Raw genomic sequence first — 13,202 nt, 5'->3', positions numbered from 1 at the left:
GTGGGCTGCAGTGGCAGTGGCGGGATACGGAAAAAGTCCCGCCCTTGCCGGGAAGAGTTCCCGGCCGACACCTCATTTGGCCCTTCGCCACAAGCCCTACTACCAAGGGAGTAAGGCCCGGCCACCAAAGCAGCATTCGGCCGCCTGCGGGGTGTTTTTAAGATGGCGGCACGGCCTCTGTGGTTGAGGCTCTGCGTGCAATGGTGAGGGCATAACAATGACAAAAAAACGCAATGTGTTGCTTGCTGCAGGTCTGCTGGCCGGGGCGGTGTTGACCGGCACGGCCTGGGCCCATGGCAACGTGGTCCCGCAGGCTGTGGAGACCAAGGGCCTGACCCCGATCAAGGACGCTGGCGTGAGCCTGGACGCTGACGGCTGGGCGGCGGTCAACCCTTACCGCAGTTCACCTGAACACGACAAGGCGGTGGAAATCGGCGCCTCGGCCTACAACCAGAATTGCGCGGCCTGCCACGGCCTGGAAGCCAAGTCGGGCGGCATTGCCCCCGACTTGCGCATGCTCGATGAAGGCGACGCTGGCGATGAATGGTTCGTCGAGCGCGTGCGCCACGGCGCGGTGCGTGACGGCCGCGTGTACATGCCGAAAATGGCCGACTACCTGAGCCAGGAAGCCCTGTGGGCGGTACGCACCTATCTGGACAGCGTCCACGTCGAGGAGTAACGGCCATGCGTCTGTGGGCGGTGCTGTTGAGTAGCCTGCTGCTGTGCTGCGCACCGGCCCAGGCGCAGGTGCGCAACTACGACGCGATCATCGCCGCCGGCGAGCTGAAGGTGGCGGTGTACAAGGATTTTGCGCCTTACAGTTTCCAGGACCACGGCCAGCCGCGTGGCGTCGATGTGGAGCTGGCGCAGGCGTTGGCAGACGCCATGGGCGTACGCCTGCAACTGATCTGGGCGCCGCCCGGTGAAAAGCTTGACGACGACCTGCGTGACTACATCTGGCGCGGCAGCCCGCTGCGCCATCAGCAGTTGGCCGACCTGATGATGCGGGTGCCGTACGACCACGATTACGCACAGAAGCGCAACGAGCTGGGTGAACTGGAAAACGCCCAGGTGGTGATGTTCGGCCCCTATCAGGAAGAGCGCTGGCAAGTGGCCTATGACCGTCGCCGGCTGGCCTCGGTGGCCAGTGTCGCGGTGTTCCAGCAGCACCCGATCGGCGTCGAGGTGGACAGCGTGCCATCGTTCTACCTGACCTCGGTGTTCAACGGCATGCTCAGCGCCAGGACCCACCATTACCCCAGCGTGCAGCAGGCGTTTGCGGCCATGCAGGCTGGCCAGGTGGATGCGGTGATGGCCATGCGCGGCGAAGTCGACTGGCAACTGCACCAGGCCGCCGACCCGCAATGGGCCCTGGCGGAAAACGCCTACCCGAACCTTGGCAAGCAAGCCTGGGAGATCGGCATGGCGGTGCATGAAAGCAACCGGCAGCTGGCGTATGCCGTGGAAGAGGCGCTGGAGGGGTTGATACGGGATGGGCGGTTGAAGGCGATCTATAGCCGTTACGGACTGCGCTATCAAGTACCAGAAATGTACCAATAGCTGATCCAGCAGGTCTTGATGTCATACGGGCGACACAATCCCCTGTGGGAGCGGGTTCACCCGCGAAGAATGCGACACCGTGTATGGCACCGGCATAGCCGGTGTTCGCGGCTAAAGCCGCTCCTACAGGGGGCCAGGCAAGGCTGAAAGCCATTTGTTGATCCATGGGAGCGGATCATGAACCTGAGAGCAACAGTCCTGCTGGCCTGCTGGCTATCCTGGGCCGCTCAGGCCCTGGCCAGTGAGCCAGGTGCCAACAACGACCCGATACCCTCGGTAATGTGGGACTTCTACCACAAGCAGCTGCTGGGCCAGGCACCCTTCGTCTTCGATGACCGGGTCAAGCTGCTGGCGCCGCCGTTTGCCGAGGATGCCCGCCAGGTGCCGCTGGAGATCGATGCCCGGGCATTCACCGGCGAGGTGGTGCGTATCATCGCCTGGGCCGAACTCAACCCGCTGCCACGCATTGTCGACTTCCAGCCCAGCGAGCGCGTGCTGCCCTGGCTGTCGATCCGCATCCGCATTGAACAGGCCACGCCCCTGCGTGCGGCCGTGCTTACCCGCGACGGCCTGTGGCATGTTGGTTCGACCTTGATCGATGCCGCCGGTGGCGGCTGTACCGCCCCCAGCGTGGTGCGCACCCAGCCTGGCTGGGAAGAGCACCTTGGCGAGGTCCTGGGTGGGCGCTACCCGCGTGGCGACAGTAGCCGTTTGCGCCTGCAAGTAGCCCACCCGATGGACAACGGCCTGGTCAGCGGCATTCCCGAATTCTTCCTCAACCATGCCGAACTGCAAGGCGCCGACGGCCAGCGCCTGGCCAGCCTTGAGCTGTACCCGGCCGTTAGCGAAAACCCCAACCTGGGCTTTGATATGCAGGGCGCCGGACCGACCCGGCTGCTGTTGCAGGACAACAGCGGCAACCAGTTCGAAGCGGCGTTGCCCTGAGCGTGCAGCCTGACCAAACCCCTGACCGGAGCGCTTACATGCGTTGGATCCTGCTATTGCTGCTGTGCCTGGGGCTGCCGGCCCAGGCCGATCTGGAATACCGGCTCGCGCCCAGGCAGATCGCCGAGGGCACCTGGTTGCTGGAAGGCAGTACCGACAATTTTGCCAAGGCCAATGGCGGCAATGTGGTCAACACGGCGTTCATCGTGACCGACAGCGGCGTGGTGGTGATCGACAGCGGGCCATCGAAGCGTTATGGCGAGGCGCTGCGCCAGGCCATTGCCGCCATTACCGACAAGCCGGTACTGGAAGTGCTGCTGACCCATCATCACCCGGACCATGTTCTGGGCAACCAGGCTTTCGCCGATGTGCCCATTGGTGCCTTGGCCGGTACCGCTGAGCTGCTGCGCCAACAGGGCGATGCCATGGCCGAGAACATGTACCGCCTGGTTGGCGACTGGATGCGCGGCACCGAGGTGGTACTACCGACCCGGGTGGTGGAGCCAGGTGTGACTGAGGTAGGCGGGCACCGGCTGCGCTTGCTGGGGCTGGGCGGGCATACCGGTGCCGACCTGGCGATTTTCGACGAAAAGACAGGCGTACTGTTCGCGGGCGACCTGGTCTTCTACCAACGTGCCCTGACCACGCCCAACAGCCCCGGGCTGGACGTTTGGCTCAACGACCTCGACACCTTGCAGGCGCTGCCGTGGAAGCAGCTGGTGCCCGGGCATGGCCCGGTGGCCAGCGATGCGCAGCCATTTGTGCAGATGCGCGACTACCTGGGCTGGCTGGATGCCCTGATGCGCCAGGGCGCCGCGCGTGGCGACGACATGGCCGAGATGATCCGCAGCCCGATCCCCGAGCGGTTTGCCGGTATCAGCCTGACCCGGTATGAGCTGATTCGCAGTGTCAGCCATCTGTATCCGCGGTACGAGCGCCGCCAGTTACGGCGCTTGCCGTGAGATTTTCTGCGCCTGCGAGATCGAGCGCCGCCCGCGCGGCGCTTCGCGGGGCAAGCCCGCTCCCACATTTGTTTCGGGCCAATGATTCCTGAGGCATTGGCGCGCGATGCCTTGTTTGTACGACGCGGTATCGCGCCATGCACCAAAAGGTACGCGCGCCAATGGCACAGGGATGACTGGCCCGAAACAAATGTGGGAGCGGGCTTGCCCCGCGAAGCGCCGCGCGGGCGGCGCTCGATGTCCGCACCAACCCATGTTCCAGGCCGATACCAAGGAACTAGAAAACTCCGCACTCCTGGCAATTGTTGGCGAGCAGGCCGCGACCAAGAATCCTCGGCACACCGGGAAATTTTCCCGGACACAACAAAAAAACCAAAGGTAGCCGACATGACCCGATCTCCACGTCGTCCCGCGTTCGCTGTGAGCCTGGTGCTCAGCGCCATGCTGCTTGCCGGCGCGGCCCACGCCGCCGTCAGCAATGACGAAATCCTTCAGGACCCGAAGAACCCGCAGCAGATCGTGACCAACGGCCTGGGCGTGCAGGGCCAGCGCTACAGCCCGCTGGACATGCTCAACAGCAACAACGTCAAGGAACTGCGCCCGGTCTGGGCGTTTTCCTTCGGCGGCGAAAAACAGCGCGGCCAGCAGGCACAGCCGCTGATCAAGGATGGGGTGATGTACCTGACCGGCTCCTACTCGCGGGTGTTTGCCGTGGACGCGCGCACCGGCAAGAAGCTGTGGCAGTACGATGCCCGCCTGCCCGACGACATCCGCCCGTGCTGCGACGTGATCAACCGTGGCGTGGCGCTGTACGGCGACCTGGTGTTCTTCGGCACCCTCGACGCCAAGCTGGTGGCACTGAACAAGGACACCGGCAAGGTGGTGTGGAGCAAGAAAGTCGCCGACCACAAGGAAGGCTACTCGATCAGCGCTGCGCCAATGATCGTCAACGGCAAGCTGATTACCGGTGTCGCCGGCGGCGAATTTGGCGTGGTGGGCAAGATCCAGGCCTATAACCCGGAAAACGGCGAGCTGCTGTGGATGCGCCCCACCGTCGAAGGGCACATGGGCTATGTGTACAAGGACGGCAAGGCCATTGAAAACGGCATATCCGGTGGCGAAGCCGGCAAAACCTGGCCCGGCGACCTGTGGAAGACCGGCGGTGCCGCGCCGTGGCTGGGCGGCTACTACGACCCGGAAACCAACCTGATCCTGTTCGGCACCGGGAACCCGGCGCCATGGAACTCGCACCTGCGCCCGGGTGACAACCTGTATTCCTCGTCGCGCCTGGCGCTGAACCCGGACGACGGCACCATCAAGTGGCACTTCCAGAGCACGCCGCATGACGGCTGGGACTTCGACGGCGTCAACGAGCTGATCTCGTTCAACTACAAGGACGGCGGCAAAGAGGTCAAGGCGGCCGCCACCGCTGACCGCAACGGCTTCTTCTATGTGCTGGACCGCACCAACGGCAAGTTCATCCGTGGCTTCCCCTTCGTCGACAAGATCACCTGGGCCACCGGCCTGGACAAGGATGGCCGGCCGATCTACAACGAAGCCAGCCGCCCGGGCGCCCCGGGTAGCGAAGCCAAGGGCAGCTCGGTGTTCGTCGCGCCGGCCTTCCTCGGTGCCAAGAACTGGATGCCGATGGCCTACAACAAGGACACCGGGTTGTTCTACGTGCCGTCCAACGAGTGGGGCATGGACATCTGGAACGAAGGCATTGCCTACAAGAAGGGCGCGGCGTTCCTGGGTGCCGGTTTCACCATCAAACCACTCAACGAAGACTACATCGGTGTACTGCGCGCCATCGACCCGATCAGCGGCAAGGAAGTGTGGCGCCACAAGAACTATGCGCCACTGTGGGGTGGGGTGCTGACCACCAAGGGCAACCTGGTGTTCACCGGCACCCCGGAAGGCTACTTGCAGGCGTTCAACGCCAAGACTGGCGACAAGGTCTGGGAGTTCCAGACCGGCTCCGGCGTGCTTGGCTCGCCCGTTACATGGGAAATGGACGGCGAGCAATACGTTTCGGTGGTTTCCGGCTGGGGCGGCGCGGTACCACTGTGGGGCGGTGAAGTGGCCAAGCGGGTCAAGGACTTCAACCAGGGCGGCATGCTCTGGACCTTCAAGCTGCCCAAGCAGCTGCAGCAAACCGCAAGCACCCAGCCGTAACGCAACCCTGCCGCCTGCTGCCAGTGCCCTGGCGGCAAGCGGCCCTACTACCAAATGACGAGAGCCCCGCTGCCAACGATGCATTCGTCCGGCAGGCGGGGCTTTTTACCATCGGTCCATCGCCTGTCGCCGGACAGGCATCGACCCGCAGAGGCTCAGCATGATCTACGCACAACCCGGAACTCCAGGCGCCGTCGTGTCCTTCAAGCCACGTTATGGCAACTTCATCAATGGCGAATTCGTGGCGCCCCTGGCTGGCCAATACTTCACCAACAGCTCGCCGGTCAATGGCCAGCCAATTGCCGAATTCCCCCGTTCCACCGCGCAGGACATCGAACGTGCACTGGACGCCGCGCATGCCGCCGCCGATGCCTGGGGCAAGACTTCGGTGCAGGACCGTGCCCTGGCACTGCTGAAAATTGCCGACCGCATCGAGCAGAACCTGGAAGTGCTGGCGGTTACCGAAAGCTGGGACAACGGCAAGGCCGTGCGCGAAACCCTGAATGCCGACGTGCCGCTGGCGGCGGACCACTTCCGCTACTTTGCCGGGTGCATCCGCGCGCAGGAAGGCGGTGCCGCCGAAATCAACGAAGGCACCGTGGCCTATCACATCCATGAACCCCTGGGCGTGGTGGGGCAGATCATTCCGTGGAACTTCCCGTTGCTGATGGCGGCCTGGAAACTGGCCCCGGCTCTGGCCGCCGGCAACTGCGTGGTGCTCAAGCCGGCGGAGCAGACGCCGCTGTCGATCACCGTGTTTGCCGAACTGATCGCCGACCTGTTGCCGGCGGGTGTGCTGAACATCGTCCAGGGCTTCGGCCGTGAGGCCGGCGAGGCGCTGGCGACCAGCAAACGTATCGCCAAGATCGCCTTCACAGGTTCCACCCCGGTGGGCTCGCACATCATGAAATGCGCGGCCGAGAACATCATTCCGTCCACCGTGGAGCTGGGCGGCAAGTCGCCGAACATCTTCTTCGAAGACATCATGCAGGCGGAACCGGCGTTCATCGAGAAGGCTGCCGAAGGCCTGGTGCTGGCGTTCTTCAACCAGGGCGAAGTGTGCACCTGCCCGTCCCGGGCGCTGATTCAGGAATCGATCTACGAGCCGTTCATGGCCGAAGTGATGAAGAAAATCGGCAAAATCACCCGCGGCAACCCGCTGGACACCGCGACCATGGTGGGTGCCCAGGCTTCGGAGCAGCAGTACGACAAGATTCTCTCGTACCTGCAAATTGCCAGGGAGGAGGGCGCGCAGCTACTCACCGGCGGCGCTGCCGAGCGCCTGCAGGGTGACCTGGCCAGCGGTTATTACATCCAGCCGACCCTGCTCAAGGGCCACAACCAGATGCGGGTGTTCCAGGAAGAAATCTTCGGCCCGGTGGTGGGGGTGACCACCTTCAAGGACGAAGCCGAAGCCCTGGCGATTGCCAATGACAGCGAGTTCGGCCTGGGTGCCGGCCTGTGGACCCGCGACATCAACCGTGCCTACCGCATGGGCCGCGGGATCAAGGCCGGGCGGGTCTGGACCAACTGCTACCACCTGTACCCGGCACATGCGGCATTTGGCGGCTACAAGAAGTCGGGCGTGGGGCGTGAGACGCACAAAATGATGCTGGACCATTATCAGCAGACCAAGAACCTGCTGGTGAGCTACGACATCAATCCGTTGGGCTTCTTCTAAGTCCTGAAATGGCCTTGGGGCTGCTTTGCAGCCCATCGCCGGCAAGCCAGCTCCCACAGGATCGCGCAAAGCTCCAGACTTGTGCAGTACCTGTGGGAGCTGGCTTGCCGGCGATGAGGCCGGTACAGCACTACATTACTCCTCGCTATTCGCTGTCTTCCTACCAACGCCTGCCGCAAATTCGTTCCAAAGTAGCATTCGCCCCCGCCGCCGCCCATGCATTAATGCCTCTACCGGAATCACCCGGCACAAGAAGAGGACTTGCCCTATGTGGACCAAACCCGCCTACGCCGACCTGCGCATTGGCTTCGAAGTGACGATGTATTTCGCCAATCGCTGATGTCTGTCCGGCCATCCTCGCGGTGGCCGGGTCTTTAACCCGGATGCCGCTTTGGTCTGGTTGCTTTCGCGGCGGGATGCTTTACGCTGGCGGTTACCTTCCAGAACAATAAGAACAGGCTTCCCGATGAGCCAGAGTTTCAGCCCGCTTCGCAAGTTTGTATCGCCTGAAATCATCTTCGGTGCCGGCTGCCGGCACAATGTCGCCAATTACGCCAAAACCTTTGGTGCGCGCAAGGTGCTGGTGGTCAGCGACCCCGGCGTGATCGCCGCTGGCTGGGTGGCCGATGTCGAGGCCAGCTTGCAGGCCCAGGGCATCGATTACTGCCTGTACAGCGCCGTGTCGCCCAACCCACGGGTCGAAGAGGTGATGCTCGGTGCCGAGATCTACCGGCAGAACCACTGTGACGTGATCGTTGCCGTCGGTGGCGGGAGCCCGATGGATTGCGGCAAGGCCATCGGCATTGTGGTCGCCCATGGGCGCAGCATTCTCGAATTCGAAGGCGTGGACATGATCCGCGTGCCCAGCCCGCCGTTGATCCTGATCCCGACCACCGCCGGCACCTCGGCGGACGTGTCGCAGTTCGTGATCATCTCCAACCAGCAGGAGCGCATGAAGTTCTCCATCGTCAGCAAGGCGGTGGTGCCGGATGTGTCGCTGATCGACCCGCAAACCACCCTGAGCATGGACCCGTTCCTGTCGGCCTGTACCGGCATCGATGCGCTGGTGCATGCCATCGAAGCCTTCGTTTCCACCGGCCACGGCCCGTTGACCGACCCTCATGCGCTGGAAGCCATGCGCCTGATCAATGGCAACCTGGTGGAGATGATCGCCAACCCTGGCGACATTGCCCTGCGCGAAAAGATCATGCTCGGCAGCATGCAGGCGGGGCTGGCGTTCTCCAACGCTATCCTCGGCGCAGTGCATGCCATGTCGCACAGCCTGGGCGGGTTTCTCGACCTGCCGCACGGCTTGTGCAACGCGGTGCTGGTGGAGCATGTGGTGGCGTTCAACTACAGCTCGGCACCGGAGCGTTTCAAGGTGATTGCCGAAGTGTTCGGCATCGATTGCCGTGGCCTCAACCACCGGCAGATCTGCGGGCGCCTGGTGGAGCACCTGATTGCCCTGAAGCATGCCATCGGCTTCAATGAAACCCTGGGCCTGCACGGGGTACGCACCGCCGATATCCCGTTCCTGTCGCAACATGCGATGGACGACCCGTGCATCCTCACCAATCCACGCGCGTCGAGCCAGCGAGATGTCGAGGTGGTCTATGGCGAGGCCCTCTGACGAGCAGCAACGGGCGCTGGCCGGGCTGCTGGGGCTGGGCGACCACTCGGCGCGCAAAAGCCATTACCCGGAGCTTTCTGCCCGCCTGGATGAACTGGAGGCCGAGCGCAACCGCTACAAATGGCTGTTCGAAAACGCCGTGCACGGGATTTTCCAGGCCAGCCTGCAAGACGGCATGCGTGCTGCCAACCCGGCGCTGGCGCGTATGCTGGGTTATGACGACCCGCAAGCACTGCTGTTTTCCCTGACCGACCTGGCCACCCACTTGTTCGATGGGGGGGCTGAAGAGCTGCAGGCAATTACCACGATCCTGGCCCGTGAGCACAGCCTGAACGGTTATGAAACCCGCCTGCGGCGCAAGGACGGCAGCCACCTCGATGTGTTGATGAACCTACTGCTCAAGCCCGGCCAGGAAGGGCTGGTGGAGGGGTTTGTTGCCGATATCACCGAGCGCAAGCAGGCCCAGCAGCGCCTGCAGCAGCTCAATGACGAACTGGAGCAACGGGTCGCTGCGCGTACCGATGAGTTGCTTGAGGCGCGTGATGCCGCCGAAGCCGCCAACCGCAGCAAGGACAAGTACCTCGCTGCCGCCAGCCACGACCTGCTGCAACCACTGAATGCCGCGCGCCTGCTGATTTCGACGTTGCGCGAACGGCGATTGCCCGAGGCCGAACAGGTGTTGGTGGAGCGTACTCACCAGGCCCTGGAGGGGGCCGAGGACTTGCTGACCGACCTGCTGGACATCTCCCGCCTGGACCAGGCAGCGGTCAAACCGGACGTGGCCGTGTACCGCCTGGACGAACTGCTTGCGCCGCTGGTGTCGGAGTTCCGCTCGGTGGCCGATGCGGCGGGCTTGAACCTGCACGCGCGCATTGCTGACTACGCGATCAGCACTGACCTGCGGTTGCTGACGAGGATCCTGCGCAACTTCCTCAGCAACGCCTGCCGTTACACCGACGAGGGTCGAGTCCTGTTGGGCGCGCGGCGTCGCGGCGATCACCTGCGCCTGGAAGTGTGGGATACCGGGCGGGGCATTGCGCAAGACCGGTTACAGGCAATCTTCCTGGAGTTCAACCAGCTGGACGTTGGCCGCGCGGCGGATCGCAAGGGCGTGGGCCTGGGCCTGGCCATCGTCGAGCGGATCGCCAAGATTCTCGGCTACCGGATCGAAGTCCGCTCGTGGCCGGGGCGCGGTTCGATGTTCAGCATCGAAGTGCCGCTTGGCAAAGCGTTGCCGCAGCCCATTCAACACGCCATGCCACAGCCAAGTGCCGGTAACCCGCTACCGGGCCGTCGCCTGCTGGTGCTGGACAACGAAGTGAGCATCCTCGAAAGCATGGGCGCGCTACTGGGGCAGTGGGGTTGCGAGGTGGTCACCGCGACCGACCAGGAGGGAGCCTTGCGGGCGTTGCAGGGGCGCGCACCGGAGCTGATCCTGGCGGACTTCCACCTGGATCATGGCGTGGTCGGCTGCGAGGTGGTGCGGCACTTGCGCGAGCATTTTGCCTCGGCCATTCCGGCGGTAATCATTACTGCCGACCGCACTGACCAGTGCCGGCGTTCGTTGCAGGAACTGGGTGCGCCGCTGCTGAACAAACCTGTAAAACCCGGAAAGCTGCGCGCAGTGTTGAGCCAGTTGTTGGGATAGAGCAAGTTTGCGCGGTCCCCTGTAGGAGCGGCCTTGTGTCGCGATCGGGCTGCGCAGCAGCCCCAGCAATTTGTGCATTGACGCTGGCATGCTGGGGCTGCTGCGCAGCCCGATCGCGACACAAGGCCGCTCCTACAAGGGACAGCGTTCATCTTGTGGAACGCAGGGGTCGATTTTCATCGTCTACCGGCTACTGGCCTGTGCTTTTATCATTCAACCCACATAGCCCCCACAGCAGGGCCACTGCAGGACAATCATCAAACAGGAGTTTCCATGGCAGAGCGAGCAATCCGCGCGTCTTACGCAGGCGTGGCGTACCAGGTGAGCATCACCGATGGCCAGCACCAGTGGGCCAGTGACGTTGACGCGCAGGCAGGTGGCGGGGATGTCCGGCCGTCGCCGCATGCGCTGTTACTGTCGTCACTTGGCGCCTGTACCTCGATCACCGTTGCCATGTACGCCCAGCGCAAGGAAATGCCGCTGGAAGCCATCGATGTCGATATCCGCATCGACCATGAACAACTGGGTCGCGAACCGAAGATTCAGATTGCTCGCGAGATCACGCTGCGTGGGGCGCTGAGCGACGAGCAACGCGCGCGATTGCTGGAAATCGCCAACGCTGCCCGATTCACAAAGTTTTGAATGGCGAGATTAGCATCGCAAGCACGCTACCTAAATATCAAATATTGTGGCTTATCCATTAAAATCCAGATTAAGACACAATACATTGGATTTATAAGGATTGATGGCATAGGGGCTCGCTTCTATAATTCCAGCTACTCACAGCCATGAAGCGAGCTTGGTAAACACTATGCTGGATTTGAGCTTCAGCAAGCCGAGCGAGGTCGTCAAGCGCCTTTGCGATCGGTTACGCACAGAGCGCCTGGCGCTGGAAATGACCCAGGCCGAACTGGCCGGGCGTGCTGGTATTGGCGCTAACACCGTGTCCAACCTCGAAGCCGGGCGCAACGTTGGCTTCGAAAATGTTGTACGGGTGGCAATAGCGCTTGGCCGGGCACAGGAGCTCGAGGGTCTGTTCCTGCCCAAGCTGGGCAGTATTGAGGATATACGGCGCTACGAAAGCAGCGCCAGCCGTCTTCGGTCCAGAAGGAAAGCTGGCAATGCTTGAGCAGGTGAATGTCTTCTATGAAGGCTGGGGCGAGCGCTGGCGGTGGGGCTCATTGGTTTCTACAACCGCTTTGACCGGTCGGCCACTCATCGTCTTCGAATTCAGTGAGGAGGCCAGGCGAAGAGGGCTGGAGCTTTCTGCTTACACCCTACCGCTACAAGGGCCACCATTACGCCGGGAGTTCCCGCGTCATCAGCTGCATTTGCCTGGGCCTGTCTACGATGCGTTACCGGACGGCTGGGGGATGTTGCTGATGGACCGCTTGTTCAGGCGTCGAGGCCTTACCACGGCGCGTATTGGTGCCCTTGAACGGCTGGCTTTCATCGGTGGTAATGCAATGGGGGCCATGACATTTGAACCGGTAATGCCTGAAGGCCAGCAACCCGACGTTCATATTCCACTGGAGAAGCTCGCTGCCGAGGTTACCGAGGTACTCCACGGTGAGGGTGGCGAGTTCCTGCAGACACTGCTGCTGGTAGGTGGCTCGCCTCAAGGTGCCAGGCCCAAGGCACTGGTTTATCGCAACCCTGAGAATGGCGAGTTCACCACCGCCCCGACCGCTGGGCTGGAAGCCTGGTTGGTCAAGTTCCCGGCCAAAGACGAACATCCCGAAGTGTGCGCCATCGAAATGGCCTACGCCGAATGCCTGCGCAAATGCGTCATCGCCACACCAGAAACGCAGTACTTCAGCCTGCCCAATGGGATGGCAGCGTTTGCCAGCAAGCGCTTCGACCGGCAGCAAGGCATGCGTGTACCCATGCAGAGCCTTGCGGCTTTCACGGGGGCAGATTTTCAGTCACCGGGTGTTCTTGATTACGTAAATTTCGTGCGGGCAACGCAGATGTGTACCAACGATGTACGTGAAATGGCGGTGGCGTTCGAGCGTGCAGTCTTCAACATTGCGTTCAATAACAGAGATGATCATCCGAAGAACTTCGCTTTCCTGATGTCGCCAAAAGGTCGCTGGCAATTGGCGCCGGCCTACGACGTGACGTTCTGTGAAGGGCCAGGTGGCTACCACCAGATGGATGTGATGGGCGAGGCGCTGGCAGTTTCCCGCGCACAAGTGCTAAGGCTTGCTGAAGAAGCCGAAGTGCCTCTGGACGCTGCCTGCAAACTGATTGACCGCATCTGCGATGTGGCCGGTCAGTTTGCAAGCATTGCCGGGCACCTGTGCCCAGGGGCTATCACCCGCGATACCTTGCAGACAGTTCAAGGGCGGATTGATCAGAACGTTGCCTTGCTGCGCCAGTGACAGCCTGAAGTCTGCACAATACCTGTGGGCCTTGCGCCGCGATGGGCTGCAGAGCGGCCCCACGATTTCAGCATCACCGCATATATCGACGGGGCCGCTTTGCGGCCCATCGCGACACAAGGCCGCTCCCACAGAGGCTGTTGATTTCCTAAAGTTCAGCCTGAGCGGCTTTCACCAGCCAGTCAATCAACACCTGCAGCCGCTTGGGCATGCCGTC

Annotated in this window: 12 protein-coding genes; all 12 read left to right on the top strand. The window is 62.4% G+C overall.

Going from position 1 to position 13,202, the window contains the following annotated elements; all coding sequences use genetic code 11:
- Positions 1-217 precede the first annotated feature (217 nt).
- The 12 genes from pedF to ACI2KG_RS01695 all read left to right on the top strand — a co-directional run bounded on the left by pedF (position 218) and on the right by ACI2KG_RS01695 (position 12,985).
- Entirely contained in the window at positions 218-679 is a 462-nt protein-coding gene (gene pedF / locus ACI2KG_RS01750; protein WP_400616361.1) for a cytochrome c-550 PedF, read from the top strand.
- 5 nt (positions 680-684) lie between these two features.
- Positions 685-1,560, top strand: coding sequence for a substrate-binding periplasmic protein (locus ACI2KG_RS01745; RefSeq protein WP_404660546.1), 876 nt, complete (start codon positions 685-687; stop codon positions 1,558-1,560).
- Positions 1,561-1,737: 177 nt separating this feature from the next.
- Positions 1,738-2,505, top strand: coding sequence for a quinoprotein dehydrogenase-associated SoxYZ-like carrier (locus tag ACI2KG_RS01740; RefSeq protein ID WP_404660545.1), 768 nt, complete (start codon positions 1,738-1,740; stop codon positions 2,503-2,505).
- 38 nt (positions 2,506-2,543) lie between these two features.
- Entirely contained in the window at positions 2,544-3,467 is a 924-nt protein-coding gene (locus ACI2KG_RS01735) for a quinoprotein relay system zinc metallohydrolase 1 (RefSeq protein ID WP_404660544.1), read from the top strand.
- A gap of 387 nt (positions 3,468-3,854) precedes the next feature.
- Positions 3,855-5,642, top strand: a complete 1,788-nt coding sequence (gene pedH, locus ACI2KG_RS01730; protein ID WP_400616352.1) for a PQQ-dependent alcohol dehydrogenase PedH — start codon at positions 3,855-3,857, stop codon at positions 5,640-5,642.
- Between the two features lie 160 nt (positions 5,643-5,802).
- Positions 5,803-7,323 carry an aldehyde dehydrogenase family protein gene (locus tag ACI2KG_RS01725; RefSeq protein WP_404660543.1) on the top strand — a complete coding sequence of 507 codons (1,521 nt, stop codon included), beginning with the start codon at positions 5,803-5,805 and terminating at the stop codon, positions 7,321-7,323.
- 268 nt (positions 7,324-7,591) lie between these two features.
- Positions 7,592-7,663: a pyrroloquinoline quinone precursor peptide PqqA gene (gene pqqA, locus ACI2KG_RS01720; protein ID WP_400616459.1), complete on the top strand. Its 72-nt coding sequence runs from the start codon at positions 7,592-7,594 to the stop codon at positions 7,661-7,663.
- A gap of 126 nt (positions 7,664-7,789) precedes the next feature.
- Positions 7,790-8,953 (top strand): alcohol dehydrogenase-like regulatory protein ErcA, encoded by a 1,164-nt coding sequence (gene ercA / locus ACI2KG_RS01715; RefSeq protein WP_404660542.1) that lies wholly within the window; start codon positions 7,790-7,792, stop codon positions 8,951-8,953.
- The gene (locus tag ACI2KG_RS01710) at positions 8,937-10,601 is read left to right on the top strand and encodes a NahK/ErcS family hybrid sensor histidine kinase/response regulator (protein ID WP_404660541.1); all 1,665 of its coding nucleotides are present in this window, start codon (positions 8,937-8,939) and stop codon (positions 10,599-10,601) included. Before ercA ends, ACI2KG_RS01710 begins: the two co-directional genes overlap by 17 nt.
- A gap of 273 nt (positions 10,602-10,874) precedes the next feature.
- Positions 10,875-11,243, top strand: a complete 369-nt coding sequence (locus ACI2KG_RS01705) for an OsmC family protein (protein WP_404660540.1) — start codon at positions 10,875-10,877, stop codon at positions 11,241-11,243.
- A 169-nt stretch (positions 11,244-11,412) separates the two neighbouring features.
- Positions 11,413-11,730 carry a helix-turn-helix domain-containing protein gene (locus ACI2KG_RS01700; protein WP_404660539.1) on the top strand — a complete coding sequence of 106 codons (318 nt, stop codon included), beginning with the start codon at positions 11,413-11,415 and terminating at the stop codon, positions 11,728-11,730.
- On the top strand, positions 11,723-12,985 hold the full coding sequence (locus ACI2KG_RS01695; protein ID WP_404660538.1) for a type II toxin-antitoxin system HipA family toxin: 1,263 nt from the start codon (positions 11,723-11,725) through the stop codon (positions 12,983-12,985). The genes ACI2KG_RS01700 and ACI2KG_RS01695 overlap by 8 nt, the downstream gene beginning before the upstream one ends.
- Positions 12,986-13,202 lie beyond the last annotated feature (217 nt).

This window comes from Pseudomonas sp. NPDC089407, assembly GCF_044900445.1.
Lineage (GTDB): Bacteria > Pseudomonadota > Gammaproteobacteria > Pseudomonadales > Pseudomonadaceae > Aquipseudomonas.
The sequence above is the reverse complement of the archived record's forward strand: the minus strand, read 5'-3'. Positions and strand labels throughout refer to the sequence as shown.

Coding starts and splice junctions, on each gene's coding strand:
- pedF (WP_400616361.1), top strand. CDS start 218: ATGACAAAAAAACGCAATGTGTTGCTTGCTGCAGGTCTGCTGGCCGGG.
- ACI2KG_RS01745 (WP_404660546.1), top strand. CDS start 685: ATGCGTCTGTGGGCGGTGCTGTTGAGTAGCCTGCTGCTGTGCTGCGCA.
- ACI2KG_RS01740 (WP_404660545.1), top strand. CDS start 1,738: ATGAACCTGAGAGCAACAGTCCTGCTGGCCTGCTGGCTATCCTGGGCC.
- ACI2KG_RS01735 (WP_404660544.1), top strand. CDS start 2,544: ATGCGTTGGATCCTGCTATTGCTGCTGTGCCTGGGGCTGCCGGCCCAG.
- pedH (WP_400616352.1), top strand. CDS start 3,855: ATGACCCGATCTCCACGTCGTCCCGCGTTCGCTGTGAGCCTGGTGCTC.
- ACI2KG_RS01725 (WP_404660543.1), top strand. CDS start 5,803: ATGATCTACGCACAACCCGGAACTCCAGGCGCCGTCGTGTCCTTCAAG.
- ercA (WP_404660542.1), top strand. CDS start 7,790: ATGAGCCAGAGTTTCAGCCCGCTTCGCAAGTTTGTATCGCCTGAAATC.
- ACI2KG_RS01710 (WP_404660541.1), top strand. CDS start 8,937: ATGGCGAGGCCCTCTGACGAGCAGCAACGGGCGCTGGCCGGGCTGCTG.
- ACI2KG_RS01705 (WP_404660540.1), top strand. CDS start 10,875: ATGGCAGAGCGAGCAATCCGCGCGTCTTACGCAGGCGTGGCGTACCAG.
- ACI2KG_RS01700 (WP_404660539.1), top strand. CDS start 11,413: ATGCTGGATTTGAGCTTCAGCAAGCCGAGCGAGGTCGTCAAGCGCCTT.
- ACI2KG_RS01695 (WP_404660538.1), top strand. CDS start 11,723: ATGCTTGAGCAGGTGAATGTCTTCTATGAAGGCTGGGGCGAGCGCTGG.